The sequence below is a fragment of the Rhizobium album genome, from assembly GCF_003122325.1.
In the GTDB taxonomy this organism is placed as follows: Bacteria; Pseudomonadota; Alphaproteobacteria; order Rhizobiales; family Rhizobiaceae; genus Metarhizobium; species Metarhizobium album.
This window is the reverse complement of sequence record NZ_QFBC01000009.1, coordinates 177170-202275: the sequence shown is the minus strand read 5'-3', so window position 1 is coordinate 202275 and position 25106 is coordinate 177170. Positions and strand designations below refer to the sequence as shown.

At 63.0% G+C, this 25106-nt stretch carries 22 protein-coding genes and 1 pseudogene; 7 read left to right on the top strand and 16 right to left on the bottom strand.

The window, feature by feature from the left end; genetic code table 11:
• Positions 1-6: 6 nt before the first annotated feature.
• The 3 genes from DEM27_RS19695 to DEM27_RS19685 all read right to left on the bottom strand — a co-directional run bounded on the left by DEM27_RS19695 (position 7) and on the right by DEM27_RS19685 (position 3168).
• Entirely contained in the window at positions 7-1263 is a 1257-nt protein-coding gene (locus tag DEM27_RS19695) for an arsenic transporter (protein WP_109459994.1), read from the bottom strand.
• A 45-nt stretch (positions 1264-1308) separates the two neighbouring features.
• The gene (locus DEM27_RS19690; protein ID WP_109459957.1) at positions 1309-2550 is read right to left on the bottom strand and encodes an MFS transporter; all 1242 of its coding nucleotides are present in this window, start codon (positions 2548-2550) and stop codon (positions 1309-1311) included.
• A 108-nt stretch (positions 2551-2658) separates the two neighbouring features.
• Positions 2659-3168 carry a hypothetical protein gene (locus tag DEM27_RS19685; RefSeq protein ID WP_109459956.1) on the bottom strand — a complete coding sequence of 170 codons (510 nt, stop codon included), beginning with the start codon at positions 3166-3168 and terminating at the stop codon, positions 2659-2661.
• Positions 3169-3302: 134 nt separating this feature from the next.
• Here DEM27_RS19685 and DEM27_RS19680 point away from each other — a divergent pair, with 134 nt between their 5' ends.
• Together DEM27_RS19680 and DEM27_RS19675 are read left to right on the top strand one after the other, a co-directional pair.
• Positions 3303-3965 carry a response regulator transcription factor gene (locus DEM27_RS19680; RefSeq protein ID WP_109459955.1) on the top strand — a complete coding sequence of 221 codons (663 nt, stop codon included), beginning with the start codon at positions 3303-3305 and terminating at the stop codon, positions 3963-3965.
• Positions 3962-5323, top strand: a complete 1362-nt coding sequence (locus DEM27_RS19675; RefSeq protein WP_109459954.1) for a sensor histidine kinase — start codon at positions 3962-3964, stop codon at positions 5321-5323. The genes DEM27_RS19680 and DEM27_RS19675 overlap by 4 nt, the downstream gene beginning before the upstream one ends.
• A gap of 221 nt (positions 5324-5544) precedes the next feature.
• Here DEM27_RS19675 and DEM27_RS19670 read toward each other — a convergent pair.
• The 5 genes and pseudogenes from DEM27_RS19670 to DEM27_RS19650 all read right to left on the bottom strand — a co-directional run.
• Positions 5545-5880 (bottom strand): annotated as a pseudogene (locus DEM27_RS19670) (helix-turn-helix domain-containing protein); the annotation flags it as partial.
• A 127-nt stretch (positions 5881-6007) separates the two neighbouring features.
• On the bottom strand, positions 6008-6796 hold the full coding sequence (locus DEM27_RS19665; protein WP_109459953.1) for an SDR family oxidoreductase: 789 nt from the start codon (positions 6794-6796) through the stop codon (positions 6008-6010).
• Positions 6797-6810: 14 nt separating this feature from the next.
• Positions 6811-8298, bottom strand: a complete 1488-nt coding sequence (locus tag DEM27_RS19660; protein ID WP_109459952.1) for a sugar ABC transporter ATP-binding protein — start codon at positions 8296-8298, stop codon at positions 6811-6813.
• Between the two features lie 25 nt (positions 8299-8323).
• Positions 8324-9256 carry a substrate-binding domain-containing protein gene (locus tag DEM27_RS19655; RefSeq protein WP_109459951.1) on the bottom strand — a complete coding sequence of 311 codons (933 nt, stop codon included), beginning with the start codon at positions 9254-9256 and terminating at the stop codon, positions 8324-8326.
• Positions 9257-9382: 126 nt separating this feature from the next.
• Complete coding sequence (locus tag DEM27_RS19650) at positions 9383-10357, bottom strand: ABC transporter permease (protein ID WP_109459950.1); 975 nt, start codon at positions 10355-10357, stop codon at positions 9383-9385.
• A 211-nt stretch (positions 10358-10568) separates the two neighbouring features.
• Here DEM27_RS19650 and DEM27_RS19645 point away from each other — a divergent pair, with 211 nt between their 5' ends.
• The 5 genes from DEM27_RS19645 to DEM27_RS19625 all read left to right on the top strand — a co-directional run bounded on the left by DEM27_RS19645 (position 10569) and on the right by DEM27_RS19625 (position 15701).
• On the top strand, positions 10569-11378 hold the full coding sequence (locus DEM27_RS19645; protein WP_165823497.1) for a transketolase: 810 nt from the start codon (positions 10569-10571) through the stop codon (positions 11376-11378).
• Positions 11378-12343, top strand: coding sequence for a transketolase family protein (locus DEM27_RS19640; protein ID WP_109459948.1), 966 nt, complete (start codon positions 11378-11380; stop codon positions 12341-12343). The genes DEM27_RS19645 and DEM27_RS19640 overlap by 1 nt, the downstream gene beginning before the upstream one ends.
• Before the next feature lie 79 nt (positions 12344-12422).
• Positions 12423-13892, top strand: a complete 1470-nt coding sequence (locus DEM27_RS19635) for an FGGY family carbohydrate kinase (RefSeq protein WP_109459947.1) — start codon at positions 12423-12425, stop codon at positions 13890-13892.
• 22 nt (positions 13893-13914) lie between these two features.
• Positions 13915-14865, top strand: a complete 951-nt coding sequence (locus DEM27_RS19630; RefSeq protein WP_109459946.1) for a sugar-binding transcriptional regulator — start codon at positions 13915-13917, stop codon at positions 14863-14865.
• A gap of 50 nt (positions 14866-14915) precedes the next feature.
• A complete protein-coding gene (locus DEM27_RS19625) occupies positions 14916-15701 on the top strand; it encodes an SDR family oxidoreductase (protein ID WP_109459945.1) in 786 nt (261 codons plus the stop codon).
• Between the two features lie 76 nt (positions 15702-15777).
• Here the strand turns inward: DEM27_RS19625 and DEM27_RS19620 are convergent, their stop codons facing one another.
• The 8 genes from DEM27_RS19620 to DEM27_RS19585 all read right to left on the bottom strand — a co-directional run bounded on the left by DEM27_RS19620 (position 15778) and on the right by DEM27_RS19585 (position 25072).
• Positions 15778-16959, bottom strand: coding sequence for an MFS transporter (locus DEM27_RS19620; RefSeq protein WP_205908930.1), 1182 nt, complete (start codon positions 16957-16959; stop codon positions 15778-15780).
• A 125-nt stretch (positions 16960-17084) separates the two neighbouring features.
• Complete coding sequence (locus tag DEM27_RS19615) at positions 17085-18887, bottom strand: NAD(P)/FAD-dependent oxidoreductase (protein WP_109459943.1); 1803 nt, start codon at positions 18885-18887, stop codon at positions 17085-17087.
• A gap of 271 nt (positions 18888-19158) precedes the next feature.
• On the bottom strand, positions 19159-19710 hold the full coding sequence (locus DEM27_RS19610) for a VOC family protein (RefSeq protein ID WP_109459942.1): 552 nt from the start codon (positions 19708-19710) through the stop codon (positions 19159-19161).
• Positions 19711-19796: 86 nt separating this feature from the next.
• Positions 19797-21365: an FGGY-family carbohydrate kinase gene (locus DEM27_RS19605; RefSeq protein ID WP_109459941.1), complete on the bottom strand. Its 1569-nt coding sequence runs from the start codon at positions 21363-21365 to the stop codon at positions 19797-19799.
• Positions 21366-21393: 28 nt separating this feature from the next.
• A complete protein-coding gene (locus DEM27_RS19600; protein ID WP_109459940.1) occupies positions 21394-22005 on the bottom strand; it encodes a hypothetical protein in 612 nt (203 codons plus the stop codon).
• Positions 22006-22032: 27 nt separating this feature from the next.
• Positions 22033-23127, bottom strand: coding sequence for an ABC transporter ATP-binding protein (locus DEM27_RS19595; RefSeq protein WP_165823496.1), 1095 nt, complete (start codon positions 23125-23127; stop codon positions 22033-22035).
• Positions 23128-23188: 61 nt separating this feature from the next.
• Positions 23189-24067 carry a carbohydrate ABC transporter permease gene (locus tag DEM27_RS19590; protein ID WP_109459939.1) on the bottom strand — a complete coding sequence of 293 codons (879 nt, stop codon included), beginning with the start codon at positions 24065-24067 and terminating at the stop codon, positions 23189-23191.
• Positions 24068-24073: 6 nt separating this feature from the next.
• Positions 24074-25072, bottom strand: a complete 999-nt coding sequence (locus tag DEM27_RS19585) for a carbohydrate ABC transporter permease (RefSeq protein ID WP_109459938.1) — start codon at positions 25070-25072, stop codon at positions 24074-24076.
• Positions 25073-25106: the final 34 nt, after the last annotated feature.

The window sequence follows — 25106 nt, the reverse complement described above, 5'->3', positions numbered from 1 at the left end:
GATCCTCTACTGTAATGCCAAAACAGCCAGTGATGCAGCGAGCGCCGGCACCATCACCATGAAGCCGATCTTCAGGAAGGCCCAGGCGCCGATATGCAAACCCTCGCGACGTAGCGCACTTAGCCAGAGAATTGTCGCGAGCGACCCGGTGACGGAAAGGTTCGGACCAAGATCGACGCCGATCAGCACTGCGCCGGCGACCTTGTCGGACACATCCGCCAACTGGACGGAGCTTCCTGCGACCAGTCCCGCCGGCAGGTTGTTGACGAGATTGGTCAGCAGCGCGACCAGCGCGCCGGCGCCAGCGATAGTCCAGGTCGGAGATGTCGACGCATGATGAGAAAGGGCCTGCGCGAGACGGTCGATCAATCCCGTTCGGTTCAATGCCTCGACGACGACGAACAATCCGGCGACCAGCGGCAACACGCTCCAAGAGATACCTTTCAACGTCCCTACAGGACTTTGCCGGGTGATGAGCAGGACCGCGGCTGTCGCTACGCAAGCGGCAATAAACGTCGGAAGACCGAGGTCGAAATGCATGAGCGACGCGCCGAGCAGGATGACGGCCGTGCCACACAACGCGAAGCCGGCCAGCTTGCCGCTCCATGACAACGGTACGGCCTGCACATCCAAGGCGACGCTATCGGCCCTGATGACAGAGCGCTGGGTCCAGTACAATGCGAGGAACGTCACGACGATGGACGCAATCGCAGGCAGGCCGAAGGTTGCGAGCCAGCGCGACAGCGGCGGCATGTGCCCGCCCCCGAATATCACCAGATTCGCCGGATTGGAGATCGGAAAGACGAAGCTCGCGGCATTGGCGATGAACGCGCAGATGAACAAGTACGGCATGGGATCGCGCATCTTGGCCGCCTTGCAGGCCGCATATACGGCCGGCGTCAGAACCACCGCGGTCGCGTCGTTCGACAGGAACGCGGTGACCACGACGCCGACGGCATAGATCATGACGAACAGCCGCCTGGGCGATCCCTTTGCACAGGCGGTCGTGATCGAAGCAAGCCAGTCGAACAGGCCTTCCTGGCGCGCGAGTTCGGACAGCAGCATCATGCCGACGAGGAACAGGTAAACGTCCATCCCCTTGGCGACACCGGTCCAGGCCTCGGCCGGGCCAATCAGCCCGAGCCCCACGAGCAGGAGCGCGCCGGCGACCGCCCATATCGCCTCCGGCCAGGCAAAGGGCCTGGTGATGACACCGAGCGCGGTCAGCCCGGCTATACCCCAGGTCATGGTGAGTGCATTCATCATATGTCCAAACCGAATTTCGCAACACCCGCCGGCACATGGCCATCAGCGACCGGTCGTGGCATCCATATCGTTATTTTTCAGCGGAGCAATACTCTCCCGGCCAAGCACGAAGGCTGCGACGGCGAATGCGGCAACGCCGCCATGCACCCAATAGGCAAGCCCGTAGCCTCCCATGTCTGTCAGCCAGCCGGCGACGATATTGCTGAGCGACGCCCCGATCCCCTGCACGGTCATCACCGCGGCAAGACCGACATTGAACCGTCCCGTGCCGGCCAGGATCCGTTCCACCGCAACGGGGGTCGCGATGCCGATCAGTCCGGCACCGATGCCATCGAGGATCTGCACGGGAAAGATGATGGAAAAATCCGTGAACGAGCCGGCAATCGCGCCGCGAGCCGGCAGCGCCAGCAGGCCGATGAGGAAGATGCTCGCCAGGCCAAAACGGCGGATAAGAAACGGCGCCGCGAGCGCCATGACGATCATGGCAAGCTGCGAAACGCCCGTGGTCACTGCCGTGGTGAGGAACGGGGTGCCGAGCCGGATGGAAAAATCCTGGGCAATCAGGCGGCTGATCGGCGCGTTGCCGAAGTGGAAGATCATCAGCGTCACGGCAAGCAGGATAAGCCCCTTGCTGCTGACCAGAACGGAATAGCCGGACGGACCGGGGGCGCCGTCATCATGGGCAAGGCCACGCGCGACGTCATGATTGATCTTCTTGGGGTCGATGGCGAGCGTCGCCACCACGGCGGCCATCGCCGTCAGGACCATCAGCCCGATGATGCCGTTCAGGCCGAACGCGACGGTCGCCGCGTAGATGCCGGCAAGGGAAGCGACGTTGCCGAGATGGTTCCAGAATTCGTTTCTGGCCACCTGATGCGAAAAGCGTTTCTCGCCGACCAGCCCCAGCGTCAGGCCCATCAACGCGGGGCCGACGATGGCGCCGACGATCGCCGTTGCCGACTGACCGCCGAAAACCGACGCGTTACCGGGGCTCGCAAGCGTCCACAGCGCCGCTGCATTGACCAGGATGACGGGAACGATGATCAGCGTGCGTTTGCGGTGAGACGCATCGACCCAGGCCCCGAACAACGGCGTCGCGACCATGCCCAGCACACCGCCGAGCGTGGCGACAACACCCAGCGTCATCGGTGACCAGCCGTGGGTCGCAAGAAAGCCGTCGAGGAACGGACCCAGGCCGTCGCGCGCATCGGCAAGGAAAAAATTGAGGAAGGCGAGCGCCACCAGAGACCGATCGGTCAGGCCTGTCCGTGAAGTGGTTTGCATTCCGGTCTCTTCGTGCACGTGGCGTTATGGGATGTGATGGCAGCCTGAAACGAACGATGAATACGAAAGTTCCAGGCGGCCGATTTTGCTGTAGAACCCCGAATATCGTCAGGGTCCGTCATGGCGCAGCATGTCTTCGATCAGACCGTGGCGCGGCGGTCCGCCGGCCGGCCCAAGCGCTTCGACGCTGCCGTCCTGGCGGATGATGTAGGTCGCATGCAGGAAGCCGTGCTCGAAGCGGCCCTGGACGCTGACGGGTTCGTTGAGCGCGACGAGCTTTCCGCTGTCGCCGGCAGGCCCGGTCTCCACCAGCGCGCGTCCGCTATCGTCCTGGACGATGAACTTGTTGCCGAAGACTTCGGCCACCTTCCCTTTGACGGTCACGAGGCTCCATTCCTGCATCGCCGAAATCGCGACCGGCGTTGTGGGGGCGAGTTCCATGCCTGGACGCGCCAGTTTCATCGCACCGGCGCCGGCGGCCGCGCCGAGCGCCAGGATGGCGAACGCCGTGACGCCGAACGCCGCCGGATGACGCGTCCTGTTTCTGTGCGGCCGATGTGGCCTGCCAGCGTCCGTCTCGTGATGATTGTCGGAAGCGTTATCGTCTATGGTCGACATTTTGGTCTCCTGTCCTTGTTCGACGGGAGAGTTTTAACAGCCCATTGCCATCAGCAGCCTGAACCTTGCGGTTCAGGTTGAGTTAAGCCTGATTGCCGTAACAATGCGGCGTTCCAATCAGAAACGGACCAGCCATGCGCGTGCTTCTTGTCGAGGATGATGCCGACCTGTCCAGGCGCATTGCCGCCAGCTTACGGGCGGAAAGCTTCGTCGTCGACATCGCTCGGAACGGGGAGGATGCCCAGCATGCCGGCCTCACGGAGTTTTACGACGTCGCAGTGCTGGATCTGGGATTGCCCAACATCGATGGCGTGTCCGTTCTCAAAGCGTGGCGCGCCGCCGAACGCACCTTTCCGGTGCTGATCCTGACGGCCCGCAACGGATGGCCGGACAAGGTCGAAAGCTTCAAGGCGGGCGCGGACGATTTTCTGACCAAGCCGTTCAAAGTGGAGGAATTGGTGTTGCGACTGCGCGCGCTCGTGCGGCGCTCGACAGGACATGCGAGCTCGAAAATCGCTTGCGGACCGCTGACGTTCGATGCCCAACTCGGCACTTTCGAACTGAGCGGCCTGCCGTTGAAGCTGACGGCCCTGGAATGGCGCGTGCTGTCATGCCCGATGCTTCGGAAAGACATTATAGTTGACCGGCGTGAACTGATCGAGCGCGTCTATGAGGGCGACGCGGAGGTCGATTCCAATTCCATCGAGGTCATTGTCGCGAGATTGCGGCGCAAGATCGGGCCGGAGTTGATCGAGACGGTGCGTGGACGCGGCTACATGCTGACGGTCGCGTTATGAACGGCCTGGAATTCTTCAGGCGCGCATCGATATCGCGGCGGCTGGTCGGTTTTTCGCTGCTCTTCGTGACGGCGACGGTCGTGGTCGCATCGGTCATTCTCTATCTGATCGTCGCAAGCGTCGTTCGCGAACAGATCGACCAGCGGCTCGACACTCAGATCGACGGGCTGCGCGGCGCGCTTTCTGTTGGCGCGGACGGAACCATTGTGCTCACGACCGCGCTGGACGGGCCGCCCTTCGACCGCCAGGGCTCGGGATGGTATTGGCAGATCTCGGGGGATCGATTGCACGTGACCTCCAGGTCGCTTGCCGGCCAGACCATCGACAGCCCTCCTCGCCCGTTCGACTGGCGGCAAGCCTTGAGCGGGGAGCCCGGTCCGGCAGGCCGCGTGGAGTTGGGTGAAGAGGACCTCTACGTGCGGGTCGCCGGGGCAAGCATCGCTGGCAAAGCGGTTGAGATCGCCGTCACGGCGCCGCAATCGGCGCTGAGTGCGCCGGCGCGGCGCGCTTTGTTCTGGCTGGCGTCCGCAATGGCCTTGCTCGGGGCCGCACTGGTTGCCGGCATCTTTGCCCAGACGCGCTACGGCCTGCGCCCCCTCCGGCAACTCACCGTCGACGTTTCGGCGATCACGGCTGGCAACCTGCCCCGGTTGCCCGATACGGATGTGGAAGAGCTGCGCCCGGCGTCTCAGGCGATCAATCGCCTGGTCGATCAAAACCTCCAGCGGTTGACCGATACGCGCCTGCACTTCGCCAATCTGGCCCATGGCCTCAAGACGCCGATTACCAGTCTCTCGCTTGCGCTCGATTCCACAAACGACCCCAGAGGAGAGATGCGCAGCCTGGTCGGCAGGATCGACCAGCGTATCCGACATCACCTAGCCCGCGCCCGAAAAATAGCCGCCGGTGGACCAGGCCTGAGCATGCCCGTCAGGCCCTGCGTCGATGATCTCCTGCTTGTCATGTCGCGGATTTACGCCGAACGGAGTATCATGGCGCATTGCGAGATCGATCCCAACCTGTCGGTTACCTGCGCTGAAGACGATCTCGACGAGATCCTTGGCAACCTGATCGACAACGCCTTCAAGTGGGCAAGAAGCTCAATCGTTATCTCGGCCAAGTCCGAGGGTAGCATGACCATTATCGAAATTGTAGACGACGGCCCCGGCATGACGCCAGCAGCCGTCGGACAGGCATTCCTCCCCGGAAAGCGCCTTGACGAGACAACGCCAGGCGATGGCTTCGGGTTGTCGATCGCCAGTGAACTTATCCAACTCTACGGGGGTACGATTGCACTCTCCGCTGTCGATAACGCGGGGCTGCGATGCTTGATTTCGCTGCCGCGCGCCGGGCCTTGAAGTGCGCAAAGAAGCCCGGCGCGGTTTGACCGTCCCAGATAAACGGGCCGCTGCTTTAGGCGTAAACTCATAAAATCACTTGTTATTTAGCCGTGCCGATGATTCAGGGCTTTCGAATTAGGGAGCCTTGGAATGATGCGCCGCCGCTAAGAACTCACCGACCACTCCGATTGGGGCTTCAAGGGCCTGAAGCTGCATCCAACCATCAACGGCTATCACCTGGCCGACCCGGAACTGCGCGTGATTTTGTGACGAGCGAAGAAGCGCTGGATCGTGCCGAACCTGAAGAACAGCTCGTGTTCGGCGAGGCAATGGCGAACCTCTTCAATCGTCGCATCCCTGTCCGGTCCCAACGCGTCGAGAATGGTGGTCATATGTGCATCGATCCGGGCGGAGCGTTGGTCTCCACCCAGTGCACGAGGCCGGGCGTCGCCTTGTTCTCGCGCTCGCTTGCGCCAGCGACTGATGCTGGCCGCACTGACATCAAAACGCTCGGCAGCAGCCCGATGCGACAGGCCCTGTGAAACCGCTGCAAGCACCCGAACCCGCAAATCCATCGATGTTGAAATGTAAATCCTTGCTGCGAAGTTCCGCAAAAGTCCGGAGTTTCGCGGCAGATGCTTTCGACAGAAAGTATTCCATATTTTAATCACGAGCCGGCGCGTGGCCGGCCCTTTGACGTGTTTACCAGCAGCAGAAGCCGCCGTCGACGAGAAGATCGACACCCGTCACGAAGCTTGAGGCATTCGACAGCAGGAAGACCGCCGGCCCGACCATTTCATCGACATTCGCCATGCGCTGCATCGGCGTCTGCTCTTCGAACAGTTTCGTCTGGTGCACCATTTCCGGCCGGGTGTTCATCGGCGTTGCGGTATAGCCGGGGCTGATGGTGTTGACGCGGACGCCGCGGCCGACCCATTCCATCGCCATCGACTTGCTCATGTGGATGACGCCGGCTTTCGAGGCATTGTAGTGGCACTGGTTGAGGCCACGGTTGACGATGACGCCGGACATCGAGGCGATGTTGACGATGGAGCCGCGGCCGGATTTCAGCATGGCGCGAGCCTCCGCCTGGCAGGAGAGGAAGACGCCCTTCAGGTTGATGTCCATCATCGTCTGGAACTGGCTTTCCTCCATCTCTTCCGCCGGATTGGCGTTGGCGATGCCGGCGGCGTTGACGGCAAGCGTCAGTGCCCCGAGTTCCGCTTCGGTGCGTGCAACCGCATCGTTCAACGCCGCACTGCTGGTCACGTCAGCGGCGATCTGGATGCTGCGGCGCCCTGCCTTGGCGATGAACTCGGCGGTCTTCGCCAGCCCGTCGTCCGAGCGGCGGTCGAGCAGCGCCACGTCGGCACCGCACTGGGCCAGGCCCATGGCGATCCGCTGGCCGATGCCGCTGCCAGCGCCGGTCACCAGGGCGACGTTGCCGGAAAGATCGAACATTTTCGGCGCATTGAGGGTGATTTCAGACATAGAGTTGTTCCTGTTCAGATCGTTGCCAGTTCCATGACAGAGACGTCGTTGGCGTCTTCGCGGTTCAGGATACCGGCCTGTTTTCCCTGGGCCATCACCATGATGCGGCTGGAGACGCCGAGCACCTCCTCCAGATCGGAGCTGACCACGATCACCGCCACGCCTTCGCGGGCCAGATCGACGATCAGGTCGTAGATCGACGACCGGGCGCCGACATCGATACCACGTGTCGGCTCGTCCAGCACCACCACCTGCGGCCGCTGCGCCAGCCATTTGGCAAGCACCACCTTCTGCTGGTTGCCGCCCGACAGCTCGCCGGCATTCTGGCCGCCGCGGCCCTTGACGCCGAATTTCCGGATGAACTCGTCGGCAAACTCGCGGACGCGGCGCGATGATATCCAGCCCTTGCGGGCGATGACGCCGAGATTGGCGTAAGCGATGTTTTCGGCAATCGAATGATCGAGCACCACGCCCTGATGCTTGCGATCCTCCGGCACGAGAACGATGCCCTTGCGGATCGCCTCTATCGGCGAACGCGGTGTCACGGGCTTGCCGTGCAGCAGCACCTCGCCGGCGGAAATGGGGTCGGCGCCAGTGATGGCGCGCACGAGCTCCGTGCGGCCGGCGCCCATCAAGCCGGCAATGCCGAACACTTCGCCCTTGCGGACGGAGAAATTGATGTCGCGGAACGTGTTGGACGGCGAGCACAAGCCGCGGACTTCCAGCGTCACCTCCTCCGTCGGCGTCGGCAGCGTCGGGAACATGCGTTCCAGCGAGCGCCCGACCATTGCCTCGACGATGGTGCGGATCGGCACGTCACCGGTGTCGAACTCCTGCACCTTGGCGCCATCGCGCATGACGACGATGCGGTCGGCAATCTGGCGGATTTCCTCGAGGCGATGCGAAATGTAGATGACGCCGACGCCGTCCGCCTTCAGCCGCTCGATCTGGCGGAAGAGCAACTGCGTCTCCTCGCCGCCGAGCGCCGCAGTCGGCTCGTCGAGAATGAGCAGGCGGGCATTCAGCGTCAGCGCCTTGGCGATTTCGATCAGCTGCTGCCTGCCGGTCGACAGGCCTTCGACCAGCCGGTCGGGCGAGACGTCCAGGCCGAGCCGTTTCAGGCCGGCCCGCGCCCGCTCCTCCATGCCCTTCCGGTCGATGCGGCCGGCCTTCATCGGATAGCGGCCGACGAAGATGTTCTCGGCAATCGAGAGTTTCGGCAGCAGTTTCAGTTCCTGGTGGATCATGCCCACGCCCTCGTCCATGGCGGCGCGGGGATCGGCGGGCGCATAGGGATTGCCCAGCCAGGTCATCTCGCCCGCAGAGGGCTGCACGGTGCCGGAAATGATGTTCGACAGGGTCGATTTTCCGGCACCGTTTTCACCGAGCAGCGCCACGACCTCCCCCGGATAGATGTCGAGGTCGACACCGTGGAGAACCTTGATCGGACCGTAGGACTTTTGAACGTCTCGGAGCGACAGGATTGGAGAGCGGGTCGTCATGGCGCGGCTGCCTTTCAGGACCGGGTTACGGATGGCTCTTGACGAATTCCGGTGCGTTTTCGCACGTCGTCAGAACGGCGTTCGGCGTCTGGCGCTCTTCGACCTTCTGGCCGGCGGCGACGGCAATCGCGGATTCGACAGCGAGAACGCCCATCTTCTGCGTGCTCTGGGTTGCCGTTGCGATGAACGGACCCTTGCACTTTGCGAGGTATTCGAGCGCCGAGACGTCACCGTCGTAACCGCCGATGATCACCTTGTCCGAGAGGTTGGCAACGTCGACGGCCTTGGCCGCACCCATGGCGAGACCGTCAGCCTGGCCGAAGATGATGGTGATGTCCGGGTTGGCCTGCAGCATGTTCTGCGCGATCGAGAAACCCTCGTCCGCCGACCACATGTTGCTCCACTGCTGGTCGACCAACTCGACACCGCTGTTTTCGTCGATGGCGCGCTTGCAACCGGTGAAGCGGTCGACTTCCGGCGTCGTGCCCTTCTGGCCGTGGATGATGGCCATCTTGCCCTTGCCGCCGGCCTTCTCGATGATGTGCTTGCACACCGCATAGGCGGATTCGACGCTTTCACCGGCAATGAAGGTATCGCCCGGCGCGCCGTCCGGAACGCGGTCGACGTTGATGACGGGGATGCCGGCTTCACGGGCGAGGCGGGTCGGAACGGCAGCAGCCGCTGCACCGGCCGGGATGTAGATGAAAGCGTCGATATCCTGCGTCATCAGGTCCTGCACCTGGCTGACCTGGGTGTTGGTGTCGTTCTTCGCATCGACGACGACAACCTCGATGCCCTTCTCCTTGGCATGCTTTTCGACGCCGAGCTTGATCTGGTTGAAGAAGTCGGCCTGCAGGTTCGGAACGGCGAGGCCGATCTTCTTGATTTCGGCCGCCGCTGCCGGCGCGGCGAAAATTGCAGCAGCAGTCGCCGCCATCAGGATTTTGGACAGTTTCATGGTTTCTCCTCCGAGTTGCCCGGTGGTTTGCTGCCCTGGCAGAAGACCACCTTCCCTTTTGCCGGCCCGCACCATTGCAGACCGTTTTCAGTCCCCCGCAGCGCTGAGGCTGCGGCGTGAAAGTCGTTACTTGCGCTTGCGGTAGGTTTCGGCCGTGACGGCGAGCACGATGACGGCGCCGATGATGACCTGCTGCATGAAGGGCGAGACACTGAGCAGGTTGAGGCCGTTGCGCAGCACGCCGATGATCAGCACGCCGATGATCGTACCGCCGATGCCGCCGGTGCCGCCCGACAGCGAGGTGCCGCCGATGACGACCGCGGCGATGGCGTCGAGTTCGTAGGAAACGCCCGAGGACGGCTGGACCGAGTCGAGGCGGGCCGCCAGCACCATGCCGCCGAGGCCGGCGAGGAAGCTGCAGACCACATAGACGAGCACGGTGGCGCGCTGGACGTTGATGCCGGCAAGGCGGGCCACTTCGGCGTTGCCGCCGATGGCATAAAGCACGCGGCCACCATGGCGATAGCGCTGGTAGAGAAGGCCGATGGCGAAGACCGCGATCATCACGGCAACCGTCAGCGTCAGGAAGCCGCCGAAGCGCACGATGGCCATCATGTTGAACCAGGCCGGAAAACCGATGATCTGCTGGCCGTCGGTGATCATGTTGGCGATGCCGCGCGTCATCGACATCATGGCAAGCGTGGCGATGAAGGCCGGAACATTGAAGCGTGTAATCAGGATGCCCGCGACAAGCCCGTTGGCCGAGGCGGCGGCGAGCGCGAGCGGGATGGCCAGCCACATCGGCACGCCGGCGACGACGTTGAGATAACCGAGCACCATCATCGCCAGCGCCATGACCGAGCCGACCGCGAGGTCGATGCCCCCGATCAGGATCACCAGCGTCATGCCGACGGCCATGACACCCAGCACCGTGATCTGGTCGAGCACGTTGAGGAAATTTCGCACCGACAGGAACTTGTCCGTCGCGAACGAGAGGAAAAGGCAAAGCACGATCAATCCGATCAGCGGGCCTGTCGCTCCGCGGAGCGACGGAATCATTCCGCCTGCAAATCCCTGTCTTTCCTTGATTGCCGCCGTCATCAGCGCTCCTCCTCCCGAACCAGCAAGCGCCTCGCTTCGGCGTCTTGCATAATTATTCAGTAATGTGTGTAAATTCGTAACCGGCATTTCACGACCTGTCAATAGTGCACGCATTCTTAATATTTGATCCAATGCCGCCAATTTCGCTTGACTTGGATCGCAGTCGTGCAAATATATGTGCAACTGTATATTTATTCACAACGAGGATTCCATGCAGCCGAACGATCTCGACCGCATCGCTCGACAGATCCGCCTTCGCGATCTGCAAACGGTTTTCGAAGCCGGCGCCGGCCATATCGGCGGGGAAATGTCAGCCATCGACATTTTGACGGCGCTTTATTTCCGGGTGTTGCGCATCTGGCCCGATCAGCCGAAGAACCCGGAGCGCGACCGCTTCGTGCTGTCGAAGGGTCACGTTGCCCTGGCGCTTTATGTGACGCTGGCGAAGCGCGGTTTCATTCCCGAGGATGAGATCAGCACCTTCCTGAAGCCGCATTCGCGCCTGAACGGTCATCCGAACTGCAACAAGGTTCCAGGCGTCGAGACAAACACCGGCCCGCTCGGCCACGGTCTTCCGGTCGCGGTGGGCATGGCGAAAGCCGCGAAACTGACCGGCGCGAAATACCATACCTATGTCATGACCGGCGACGGCGAGATGCAGGAAGGTTCGAACTGGGAGGCGATCGCCTCGGCCGCGCAATTCGGCCTCGACAACCTGACGCTGATCATCGACCACAACCGGTTCCAGCAGGGCGCGTCGCTGAAGGACACCAACAATCTCGCTCCCTTCCCCGCCAAACTTAGCGCTTTCGGCTGGGACGTGACGGAGATCAACGGCAATTCGATGGACGAAATCGTCCCGGCGCTGGAAAAGCGCGGCAACCGCCCGCACTGCATCGTCGCCCATACCAACAAGGGCCACGGCATTTCCTTCATGCAGGACACGGTCGACTGGCATCACAAGGTGCCCAACGCCGAACAATACAAGATTGCCGTAGCTGAACTGTCGGAGGCCCTGTGATGAAAGACGTTGTGACTTCTCCCAAGCTGCACGACTGCCGCGACGCCTTCGTTGCCGTTCTCGAACGCCTCGGCGCGGAGAATTCCAAGATCGTGGCCGTGTGCAACGACTCGGTCGGCTCCTCCAAGCTCGGCGGCTTCAAGTCGAGGTGGCCCGAGCGCCTGGTCAATGTCGGCATTGCCGAACAGAACATGGTGGGCGTCGGCGCCGGCCTCGCCAATGGCGGCCTCCTGCCCTTCGTCTGCGGCGCCGCCTGCTTTCTGACCGGTCGTTCGCTGGAACAGATCAAGGCCGACATCGCCTATTCCAACGCCAATGTGAAGCTGATCGGCATTTCCTCCGGCATGGCCTATGGCGAACTCGGCCCGACGCACCATTCCATCGAGGATTTCGCCTGGACCCGCGTCCTGCCGAACCTGCCTGTCGTCGCCCCCTGCGATTCCATCGAGACGGCTGCGGCCGTCGAATGGGCGGCGCAGTATGACGGTCCGGTGTTCCTGCGGCTTTCGCGCGTCGGCGTTCCCGACCTGCTGCCAGCGGGCCACAAATTCGAGCTCGGCAAGGCCAACCTGCTGCGCGATGGTGACGCCGTCACTCTGCTTGCCAACGGTACGCTGACTCACCGCATGATGAAAGCTGCCGATATCCTCGCCGAACAGGGCATCGAGGCGCGCGTGCTCAACATGGCCTCGGTTCGTCCCATCGATGTCGATGCGGTCGTCGCTGCTGCCCGCGACACCGGCGCCATCCTGACGGCGGAAGAGCATTCCGTCATCGGCGGCCTCGGCTCGGCGGTTGCGGAATTCGTGGTGTCGGAAGCGCCGGTGCCGATGAAGATCCTCGGCGTACCCGGCATCTTCGCGCCGACCGGCTCGGCGGAGTTCCTGCTGGACGAGTTCGGCATGTCTCCCGCCGCCATCGCCGAAGCGGCTATCACTTTGATCGCACGGAAGTCTCGCGCATAAGCTTGCGTCTGAATTCCTGCTGGGCGCGGCAACCCCTCCCTTTCGCCGCGCTCAAAAATTCCTGCTTGCCGGAGCCGCCATGACGACCGCCATCCTTGCCATCGACCAGGGCACCACGAACTCCAAGGCCGTGCTCGTCTCCACGACCGGCGAGATCCTGTCGCGCGGCGCCTCGCCCGTCGGCATCGAGCATCCGCAGCCCGGCTGGGTCGAGCAGAGCCCGGTGCGCCTGTGGCAATCGGTGCAGGAGGCAATCGCCGCCTGCCTCGAGGCCGGCCCCGCCGTCGACATCCTCGGCATCGCCATTTCCAACCAGCGCGAATCCGTCACCCTCTGGGACGCGGAGACCGGCAAACCGCTTGGTCCCGTGGTCAGCTGGCAATGCCGCCGCAGCGCGCCCGCCTGCGCCGACCTGATCGCCGCCGGCCACGCGCCGCGCGTGCAGGCGCTCACCGGCCTGCCGATCGACCCGATGTTCCCCGGCCCGAAGATGAAGTGGCTGCTGGATCGCGTTCCGCCCGGCCGCAATGTCCGCCTCGGCACCATCGATGCCTGGCTGATCCATTGCTTTACCGGCGGCACTGTCCACGCCTGCGATGCCGCCAACGCCGCCCGCAGCCAGCTTTACGATCTCAACCGCCAGGTCTGGAGCGACGAACTCTGCGCGCTCTTCGGCGTTCCGAAATCCGCCCTTCCCGAAGTGCGCGACAGCGCCGCCCGCTTCGGCGTGACCAAGGGCGTGGCCGGCCTGAAGGACGGCATCCCGATCGCATCCGCCATCGGCGACAGCCATGCCGCCCTCTTCGGCCACGGCGCCTTCGAACCCGGCGACGGCAAGGTCACCTTCGGCACCGGCTCGTCGATCATGACGACGCTGCCGAGCTTCATCGCTCCCGAGCATGGCATCACCACGACCATCGCCTGGTCGATCGGCGGCCGGCCCACCTATGCCTTCGAGGGCAATATCCTGGTTTCGGCCGCGGCCCTGCCGTGGATGGCGGATATGCTGGGTCTTCCCGACGTGCAGGCCCTGACCGACCTCGCCGCCACCGCGGAACCCGGCACGCCCGGCTTCGTGCCGGCCTTCGTCGGGCTTGGCGCACCCTATTGGCATTCCGATGCCCGGGCGCTGTTTGCCGGCATCACCTTCAATACCACCCGCGCGCAGATGGCCCGGGCCGTGACCGATTCCATGGCCTTCCAAGTCCACGACGTCTTCAAGGCGATGTCGGCGCAATCGCCGACGCCGCTCGGCCGCCTCTATGCCGATGGTGGCCCGAGCAGGAACACCTTCCTGATGCAATGTGTTGCCGATACGCTGAACCACGGCCTCACCCAGTGCGACGCGCCGGAAGCCTCGGCGCTCGGCGCGGCCTACCTCGCCGGCCTTACACTCGGCGTCTGGCCGGATCTCGCCGCCATCGCCGCCCTGCCGCGCGCCGGCAATCTGATCACGCCCCGCCCCTGCGATGCCAAGGACAGGCTTCTGGTCTGGCAGGACGCAATCTACCGCTCGACCGTTCCCGGCCCTTCCTCTATGAGTGAATAAAAATTCACAGCTGGAGAAGCCTATGGGACGGGTCAACGAAATGCGACTGATCGCCCGCATCGCTCAGATGTACCACGTCGAGCGCAAGCGGCAGGCGGAGATCGCCGAGATCATGCATATGTCGCAGGCAACCGTCTCGCGCATGCTGAAACGGGCAGAGCAGGAAGACATCGTCCGCACCACGGTCATCCCCCCGCCGGGCACGTTTGCCGAACTCGAAACGGCATTGCGTGAGCGCTACAAGCTGACCGAAGCCATCGTCATCGACTGTTCCGAGGATCGCGACGGGGCGATCATGGCGCGCATCGGCGAGGCTGCGGCTCATTTTCTGGAAGTCACGCTGCAGCAGGACGAGATCATCGGCGTTTCCAGCTGGAGCCAGACGATCCTGCGCATGGTCGACAACATCCATCCGCTGAAGAACGCCAAGGCCAAATATATCGTCCAGATCCTCGGCGGCATGGGCGATGCCTCGGTCCAGACCCATGCGACGCAGCTGACCGCCCGTCTGGCGAAACTCACCGGCGGCGAGCCACGGCTTCTGCTCGTGCAGGGCATCACCTCGTCGCGCGAAGCCAAGCTCGTGATGCTTGCCGACCCGGTCGTGCGCGAAACCATGGATCTTTTCGGTCGTCTCAGCCTGGCGATCGTCGGCATCGGCGCCGTCGAGCCGTCCGAACTGCTGGCGCGCTCCGGCAACGTCTTTTCCCGCCAGGAAATGGCGATGCTGCATGAGGCCGGTGCCGTCGGCGAGATTTCCTACCGCTTCTACGACAAGGACGGCAAGCCCGTCGAAACCCCGCTCAACGACCGGGTCATCGGCCTGTCGCTGGAACAGCTTCGCAAGACCGACCGCGTCATGGCCTTGGCCGGCGGCGAATCCAAAACCCAGGCCATCGCCGGCGCCCTGAAACTGGGCGTCATCGATGTGCTTGTCACCGACAAATTCACTGCAGCCCGGTTGACCGCCTGATCCAGACGGGATCAGTCTTCGGCCGGCCTGCGCATTATGGAGAAAAGACCATGAAACGTTTCGCAGGCCAGACAGTATTCGTCACCGGAGGCAACAAGGGCATCGGGCGCGGCATCGCCAAGCGCTTTGCGGAAGAAGGTGCAAAGGTCGCCATCGCCGCGATCGAAAAGGACACCGATGCTGCCGCCGAAGCGCTGGCTGAGGAAACCGGGGCCGAGGTGATCGGCTTTGCCCTCGACGTCACCGATGCGCAAGCCATCCGCGAAGCCTACGGCGAAGCCGAGGCGAAGCTCGGCACCCTTTCCGTCTCGGTGCAGAATGCCGGCGTCATCACCATCGCCAAGGTCGAGGACCTCACCGAGCGCGAATGGGATCTCAACCTCGACGTCAACACCAAGGGTGTGTTCCTCTGCTGCCAGGAGGCGATCCGCCGCTTCCGCGCCAGCGGCACGAAGGGCCGGCTCGTCAACACTGCCTCCGGCCAGGCGCGCCAGGGCTTCATCTATACGCCGCATTACGCCGCCTCGAAATTCGGCGTCGTCGGCCTGACCCAGAGCCTGGCGAAGGAACTCGCCCGCGAAGGCATTACCGCCAACGCCATTTGCCCCGGCATCATCCACACCGAAATGTGGGACTACAACGACCGCGTCTGGGGCAAGATGCTCGGCGAATACGGTCCGGGCGAACTGATGGCCGAATGGGTCGAAGGCATTCCGATGGGCCGGGCCGGCACGCCCGCCGAGGTCGGTGCCCTCGTCGCCTTCCTCGCCTCGGCCGATGCCGCCTACATTACCGGCCAGACCATCAATGTCGATGGCGGCCTGATCATGTCGTGATCATCTCTGCGGCGCGGATTTCGGCCGCAGATTAATTCCGTGCTCGCGTTTGCTTCGGCTGGCGCGAGCGCATTTTTCAGGCCGACGCCGGAACCGGCGGAGCGATGCCGCTGCGTTTCTCCTGCAAGGCAGACAGAAGAGCGACGAGGCAGCCGAGGGCGAGCGTGACAGCGCCGATCACCGGCAGGCTGCGATATCCGTATCCGCCATCGAGCAAGGCGGCGCCGACGACTGCCGCAATGGCGATGCCGACATTGAAGCCCGAAGGGATGAGCGACGACGCCAGGCCCGGAGCATCGGCGGTCCAGGTCAGGATACGGGCCTGCACCGGAGTGCCGATCGCAAAATTGAGCGCGCCCCAGATGAAGATCGCGACCGTCATCGGCACGGCATAGGGGCTGACCAGATAAAGGACGACGAGCATCCCCGCCTGGACGGCGAGCAGCGCAATCAGCGACGGCATCAGCTTCCAGTCCGCCAGCCGTCCGCCGATGAAGACACCGAGCGTCGCGCCGACGCCGTTGAGCAGCAGCACCCACGGAACGACCATGGCGTCGAGGCCGGTCACCTCCTGCAGCAGCGGCGTGATGTAGGTGAACGGCACCATCTGGCCCATCATCAAAGCGAGCATGATGATCAGCGATGTCCAGACCTGCTGGCGGCCGAGAACGCGCACTTCGCGGCCCAGATGATGCTCCTCGCGGCGCTCCAGCTTCGTTTGCGGGATCAGCAACCAGATGGCGACCAAGGCCATCACGCCGATCAACGTCATCGCCCAGAATGTCGCCCGCCATCCCCAGATCCCACCGATCGCCGCGCCGGCCGGCACGCCGATGATGTTCGAAACCGTCAGTCCCGCCAGCACCAGGGCAACCGCCCGCCCCCGCGCCGAATTCGGCACCAGGCTGACCGCAACCACCATCGCGATGCCGAAATAGGCGCCATGGGCGATGGAGGTGCCGATGCGGAAAAGCAGCATGGCGGCAAAGTTCGGCGCCATCGCGCAGGCGACCTGCCCCAGGCAGAAGGCGATCGTCAGCGCGACGAGAATCGAACGGCGCGAGATCCGCCGGGTCGCCATGGTCAAAAGCGGTCCTCCAACCGCAATGCCCAACGCATAACCGGACACCAGGTAACCGGCGAAAGGGATCGACACGCCAAGCCCTGTCGCCACATCGGGGAGAATCCCGGCAATGACGAATTCCGTGGTGCCGAATGCGAAGGCTGCCAGAAACAGCGCAAACAGGGGTAAAGGCAAGGCAGCCTCAAATATATTATATAGATATTTCTTTATATTATGGAGCAAACTTATCGCAAGTGACATCCGCCGTCTTGCGGCTATCCGCCCGCCATTCCCGGCGGGCGGTTGCGTCGGCGCCTCGATCAGGAAAGGTGGTGCCGTTCCTGCAGGCCGTAAACGGGCGTTTCCAGCCCCGCCTGCCGCGCCTTCAGTTGCAAGGCGAGATACAGCGAGTAGTGCCGAGACTGATGCAGGTTGCCGCCGTGGAACCACAAGGCTTCCTGTTGCGTCGGCTTCCACATGTTGCGGAGCTCGCCTTCCCAGGGGCCCGGGTCCTTCGGGGTATCGGAGCCGAGGCCCCAGCATTTGCCGACCTTGTCGGCAACATCCCTCGAAATCAGGTCGGCGGCCCAGCCGTTCATCGAACCATAGCCCGTGGCATAAACGACGAGGTCGGCGGGAAGCTCGGTGCCGTCCTGCAGCCTGACGCCGGTTTCCGTCAGCTGATCGACATCGGTCCCCGATTTCAGCTTGATCGAGCCGTCGATGACCAGGTCGCAGGCACCGACGTCGATATAATAGCCGGAGCCGCGGCGCAGGTATTTCATGAACAGGCCGGACCCGTCGACGCCCCAGTCATGCATGAAGCCGGCCTTCTCGAGCGCGGCGTAAAAATCGGCATCCCTCTCCTTCATCGTCTCATAGAGCGGGATCTGGAACTCGGGCAAGATCCGGTAGGGGATCGAGGCAAAGATCAGGTCGGCCTTGCGTGTCGTGATACCGGCTGCCACCGCCTGCTCCGAATAGAGCCCGCCAAGCGTGACCTCCATCAGCGAATCCGACCGGACGATATGAGTCGAGGAACGCTGCACCATGGTGACGTCGGCACCGGCTTCCCACAACGCCGCGCAGATATCGTGGGCGGAATTGTTGGAGCCGATCACCACGACCTTCTTGCCCTTGTAGGCGTCCGGCCCCGGATGTTGCGACGAATGCTGCTGTTCGCCCTTGAAAACGTCCTGTCCCTTGAAGACCGGGATGTTCGCCTTGCCCGACATGCCAGTCGCCAGCACCAGTTGCCTGGGTTTCAGGACGACATCCTCACCGTTGCGATTGACGACGACGGTCCACTCCTTGGTCGTTTCGTCATAACTGGCGGATTTGCAGGTGGTGGAGTTCCAGTAGTTCAGCTCCATCACCTTGGTATACATTTCCAGCCAGTCGCCGATCTTGTCCTTCGGCGAGAATATCGGCCAGTTTTCCGGGAAGGGAATATAGGGCAGGTGGTCGTACCAGACCGGGTCGTGCAGGCACAGGGACTTGTAGCGCTTGCGCCAGCTATCGCCCGGCCGATCGTTCTTCTCGATGATGATGGTGGGCACGCCAAGCTGGCGCAGACGCGCACCGAGCGCGATGCCGCCCTGGCCGCCGCCGATGATCACCACGTCCGGCTGTGTCTTGTAGCCGAGTTCGGCCGCCTCCTGCGCGCGCTTTTCCGACCAGGTGGTGCGCGCCCTGTCGTGGCCGTGCTGGACGCCCTTCGGCCGCATCGGTCCCTTCGGCTCCTCGTGTCCCTTCAGCTCCGACATGGTGGTCAGAAGGGTCCAGATCAGACCGTTCTTCAGGCGGATATGCCCGTAACCGCGGGCGGCTCCGGTTTCGAATTCGAACCAGCCCTGGGTAACGCCGTCGTCTTCGCTCGCCACCTCCTTTTCGTCCTGGCGAAAACCGGAGGGAGCGATCGCAGCCAGCTGATGCGTGAGCATATCCCGGATCTGGTCGCGGCCCTCCAGTGTCCGCAGGTTCCAGGTGAAGGTCACCAGATCCCGCCAGTAGCAATCGGCCTGAAACAGGTTCACGACGGCGTCGATATCGCCTTTTTCCAAGGCCTTCCCAAGCTTTGAAAGCACGGTATCGATCTTTGTGCCGGGGCTTTCTTCAAGCATGTCATCTCCTCCACGGTTTGGTTAAATGTCACCTGCAGCCCGGCCGGAACTCCTCTTTCCGGCAGGACCACGGCCGTCTATTTCGTCAGCTCGATCAGGATGTTCAGTTTCGCGTTTGCCGACAATGCCCTTCCCGGTATCCTTGAACGTCAACTGTTACCAGTCAAGCCGGTTGTGGCACGGCCGGGATGCGGTTTGCCCGACCGCTCCCCATGCGCGCCATCGGCCCGCCCGCAGTGGAGCACGGGCGAGCCGATAGGATATTGGCCGATCAGATCGTCGTTTCGGCGACGAATGCCGGGTGGAAGAGGCGCGTGCGGCCGGCGGCCTTTGCTTCGCGATCGAAAACGGTGCCGTTCGGCGCCGAGACGATTTCGAGCTGCAGACCCCAGGGCGCCATGAAATAGCACCATGTCAGGCCGATGTTCGGGCCTTCGGTATAGGCTGTCGGTTCGCCGAGAACCTTGACCTTGTTCGCTCTCAGGAAGGCTATGGCGGCATCCATGTCGTCGACATAGAAGGCCAGGTGGTGGCCGCCGACATCGCTGTTCTTCAGCGGCACCTTTACCTGGTCCGGCGCATCATATTCGAAGATCTCCAGATTCGTGCCGTTGCCGAGGCGCACATACCGGAATTCCTTGATGACACAGCGCGGATCGACGTTCAGGTGCACCTTCATCCAGTCGTCGGGGGCGCCAAAATTCTTCGCCGCCGTGTAGAGTACCTCGGCGCCGAGGATGTTGACGAAGAAATCGCAGGCCTCGTCAAGGTTGGGCACGGTGAAGCCGATGTGCTCCATGCCACGCATACCGGGAATAGGCATAGTCTGTCTCCTCTCTTTTGTTTCGGGCGTCCCCGGCTCCTCCCGGCATGGCCCGCTCGTTCGAAGGTTCGCCTTCTCGACGAACCCTATTGATATTTCTGCGAGAATTCGCTCAGCGCCGCATACTGGCCGGATTTTGCGATCGCCTCGTAGATGCCGCGATAGATGGCGTGCTGCTCGCCGTAGAGTTCCTGCAGTTTCTGGTTCGGCTCGAACGTGCTCTCCACCTGCACCATGGCACCGACTGCCTCGTTGATGCTGGAGAAGGCGCCGGAGCCATAGGCGCCAAGGATGGCGGCGCCGAGCGCCGTGCATTCGCGCTCCTTCGTCACCGTGCTCGGTACGCCGATAACATCGGTCATGATCTGGGCGAAGCCGGCCGACTTGGTGCCGCCGCCGGTCAAGCGGAAGTCGGTCACGCCGCCCTCGACATCGGTCTGGAAGGCGTCGAACACCATCTTCATCTCATGGGCACAGCCTTCGAGCAGAGCGCGGATCAGGTCGTGGCGTTCGTGATAGAGGCCGAGGCCGAGGAAGCCGCCACGAGCGACGGCGTCGTAATAGGGCGTCACCTGGCTTGCCATGAAGGAATGGAACATGGCGCCGTTGGCGCCCGGCTTGGAGCGAGCCGCCTGCTCGACCATGATCGAGTAAGGGCTGAAGCCGCCGCGCTGGTTGCTGGCGTCGATCTCGTTGCGGCCGAGCTGGTCGCGCCACCAGCGCAGCGAGGCGCCGAGCGAGAAGGCGCCGCCCTCGATGTCCCAGGCGCCGGGTACGCCGTGGCCACCCCACCAGAGCTTGTTGCCCTTGATCTTGCTGACATCATCGAGATGGGCGACCATGACGCCCGACGTGCCGACGGTGAATTCGGCCATGCCCTGGCGGATGACGCCCGCGCCGATCGCGGCGCATTGCTGGTCGCCGGCACCGCGGCAGAGGATCATGCCTTCGGGCAGGCCGGTCGCTTCCGCGGCGGCCCTGGAGAGACGCCCGGCTTCTGCCGCGGGCGTGCCGACCGGCGGCAGGCGGTCGCGGCCGATGCCGCAGACGTCGAGGATGCGGTCGCTCCAGTCGAGCTTGGCGATGTCCATCATGCCGTTCAGCGTCAGCGAGGCCGGGTCGGTCGACCAGTCGTCGGCGCCCATCCGCCAGAGGAAGAATTCCTGGCCGTTGACGAACCAGCGCGTCTTTTCGAACAGTTCCGGCCGGTTTTCCCGCAGCCAGACGATCTTCGCCGCCGCCCAGAGCGGGCTGATCGCCATGCCGGTATGCTTCTGGTGTTCCTCCGGCGTGAAGGCGGCATGGATCGCCTCGACGCTTTTCAGCGCCCGGCCGCAGTTCCAGACCAGAGAATTCATCAGCGGAACGCGGTTTTCGTCGAGAATCCCGAAGGTGCCGCGCTGGCTGGACAGGCCGACGGAATGATAGGCCGAAGCCGGCAGATCCGCCTTCGTCACCGCCTGACGCGTCGCCGAACATATGCCGGCCCAGACGTCGTCAAGGCTCTGCTCGATCCAGCCGGGCTGGGGTGAACTGCAACTATATTCCTGGTAACCATTGCCGAGCGCATTGCCATGCTCGTCGAAAATGATCACCGTGCAGCCCGTCGTGCCGGCATCGATACCGACAAACGCTCTTTCTACTGCCGATGCCATATATGCTCCCCTCCCGAAGCTCTGATCTCTACCTCTTGTCCTGCCCGGCCAACCATTCGGTCAGCAGGCGCAGGAATTCCAATCGCTTCCGGGTCTCCTCCTCCGAGAGCCCGGCAAGCAGTCTTGCCTTGGTGCCGAGAACGTCGTCGTCGTCCGAACGAACGACGACCTTGGCGATCGCCTGACGCGTATCCCCCTGCCCTGCCCAGTCGCGATCGACCTCGAAGCCGAAGCGCTGCATCTCCAGCGGCCATGTCGCATCGAGATGACGGGTGCCGTCGGCGCCGGAGAGCCGCACCCGGCAGTGCATGTCGATGACGCCGCCCTCGCGCAACGCTGCCTGCAGCGGCTGCGACATGCTGTCATGCACCGGAATGCCCGATGCAAAATCGCCTTCAACGACTTCGATCACGGCCTCCTCCCCCATGCGACGCAGGAGGTCGCGCAGGATGAGATGTTTTGCCGTGCAGGCGCCGACGCCGGTGCGCAGCGCCGTCAGCGGCGTGCGGTCGGCAACCGAACGATAGGGCATGGCCTGCACCGCCCGGTAGGCCTGCACGACGCCTGCGGTTCCCCTCTCGGTGACCCGTGTTCGCAGAAAGGCATCCAACGCCTCGGAATAGTCGGTCTCGCTCTGCAATCAGCTTCCTCCTCAGAAATACGCATGTCAGAAGTAGGCATGGCCATCCTGGCTATCGAAGACATGCCATTTCTGCCGGTTCACCGTGAGATAGCACGGCTCTCCCGGTTTTCCGGCGAATTCCGGCGAGGTCTTGACCCGGACGCGGCAATCCTCCAGCGAGACATCGACCAGCATGTCGCCGCCCAGAAGCTCGTTGACGAAGATCTCGCCCTGGATCGCCGCGTCGTCCGGCCGCTCCATGGAAATCGACAGCGCATCCGGCCGCACGCCCATGCGAACCGCCCCGCCCTGCGACGAGCCGTTGATCTGCGATACCTGGCCAGCGAGAAGCGGGATCTCGAAATTGCGATGGCGGAGCACGACATCGTCGCCCCGCGACGTCACGCTGCAGGTCAAGAAATTCATCGCCGGCTCGCCGACGAAGCCGGCAACCCAGGCATTCACGGGCTTGTTGAAGATTTCGGACGGCGTTCCCCACTGTTGCAACTCGCCATCATGCATGACGGCGATGTAATCGGCCATCGACAGCGCCTCGAGCTGGTCGTGCGTCACATAGATCATCGTCGTGCCGAGCGTGCGCTGCAGATGCTTGATTTCGCCGCGCATGTGAGCGCGCAGTTTGGCATCGAGGTGGGCGATCGGCTCGTCGAACAGGAAGAGTTTCGGTTCGCGGACAATGGCGCGGCCGATGGCGACACGCTGCTTCTGTCCACCGGACAATTCATGGGGGCGACGGTTGAGCAGGTGCGCGATCTCCAAAAGGGTCGCCGCAGCTGTTACACGTTCCTTGACCACCGTTTCGTTGATCTTGCGCAAACGCAGCGGATTGGCGATGTTGTCGAACACCGACTTGTGCGGATACAGCGCGTAGTTTTCGAAGACCATCGCCACGTCGCGGTCCTTCGGCGCGAGGTCGTTGATCCGCTGGTCGTCGAACAGGATGTCGCCGGCGCTGATATGCTCCAGGCCCGCCAGCATGCGCATGGTGGACGACTTGCCGCAGCCTGAGGGGCCGAGGATCGAGACGAAGCTGCCATCCGGGCAGAAGATGTTGAGGTCTTTGACCGCCGGGGTCTCGCCGTAATATTTCCAGACGTTCTTGATGGTGACAGATGCCATTTCAATCCTCCAAACACGGTTTTGGCGCGCGCCACGCCGCCTGGCCGGCGCGCTGCCGATATCATTCCTTGACGGCGCCCATGGTGAGACCGGTGACGAGATATTTGCGGATGACGAGGCCGAGCGCCATCATCGGCAGGGTGGTCACCACACCGGCGGCCATGATCGCGCCCCACTGGATGTTCTGCGGCTGGACGAGCTCGCGGGTGGCAACCGGCAGCGTCTTGGCGCCGCCCGAACCGATGATCGCCGCAAACAGGAAGTCGTTCCAGGCAAACAGGATGCAGAGCACGACGAAGGCGCCGATGCCGGGGGCGACGAGCGGCAGGATCGACCGGAACGCCTGGAAGCGGGTAGCGCCATCGACCATCTGCGCTTCCTCGATCGCAAAGGGCACGTTGTCGAAGAAGCCCTTGAGGATCCAGATCGCGAACGGCAGGTTGAACGTCGTATAGGCGAGGATCAGGCCGGGCAGCGTTCCGACGAGATCGAGCGAACGGAAGATCGAATAGAGCGGCACCATGACGGCGACGACCGGCGCCATGCGCGTCGAGATGATCCAGAAGAACAGGTCCTGCTTGCCGCGGAAATCGACACGCGACAGGCTATAGGCGGCAAGCGACCCGAAGATCACCGAAATGACGGCGGAGCCGCCCGCCGCGATCAGGCTGTTGGCGATATAGGTCGCGAAGCTGTTGTCGACGAACAGGCTGCGATAATGCTTCAGCGTCGGCGTGAACTCGAAGAAGATGCCGATGCCCGACCAGTCGCCGACGGCAGGAAGCTTGAATGCTTCGAGCAGGTCCTTGAAGGACGACATGAACATGACCAGGAAGGGCAGCAGCGTCCAGACGAGATAAAGGACGACGAAGACGATCGAGGCGTATCGCGCGATGCGGGTGAAGGGTGTTTCGTAAGAAACGACGTCACGGGATGCCATGATGGATCAGCTCCTGCCGGACTTGGGGTTTTCGAAGACCCGGACGAGGATCTTGCCGAGAATGATGGTCACCAGCAACAGGGTCAGCGCGATGGCGGCACCGCGGCCGAGCTTGAAGAACTTGAAGGCGACCTCGAACAGGTAGACGGGCAGGATCTTCGTGGCGCTGCCGGGTCCGCCGCCGGTGAGCACCAGCAGGCTGTCGATGAAGCGGAAATTGTCCATGAAGCGTAGAAGAACGGCGATCAGCAGGACCGGATAGAGGTTCGGAAGCGTGATCGAGAAGAAATTCCTCAGCGGCGAGGCACCGTCGACCATGTTGGCTTCCAGCTGGTCGCGGGGTACGCGTTTCAGGCCGGCAAGGGCGATCAGGGTGATCAGCGGCGTCCACTGCCAGACATCGACGACGATGACCGCGATCATGGCCGTGTCGGCCCGTGCCAGGATCGAGGCGCTGCCGAGGATGCCGAGGCTTTGCAGGATCCAGTGATACCAGCCGAAGGTGCCGTTGTAGAGGAACAGCCAGAGCAGGCCGGCGACGGCAGGCGCCATCATCATCGGCATCAGCAGCGCCGTTACCAGAAAGCGCTCATAGCGGGAATTGTTGACGACGACGGCGAGCATGACGCCGACGGTCAGCTGGACGGCAAGGCAGATGACGCTGTACTTCAGGAGCAGGATCCAGCCGTTGATGAAACGGCTATCGCTGAAAAGCTTGACGTAGTTGTCGATGCCGACCCATTTGCCGCCGCCGATGTCGACATCCTGCAGCGACAGGAAGATCAACCAGAAGAACGGATAAAGCGAAATGAAGGCGAGGATCGCGATGGCCGGTGCCATCAGGTAGAAATAATACCGCTTCGGCGCCGGCGGATTGAAGCTGCGCGGCCTCTCCGTCACCTCGGTTCTCGGTTTCGCCTCGACTTCGACGGAATGCGAGCGAGCGCGGAAAAGCTGCGTCCCGACGTCATGCGGAACAAGGGGCATATGCGATGTATCGGTCATGCGAATTCGCTCTCGCCGGCGCTTTGTCTGCTGG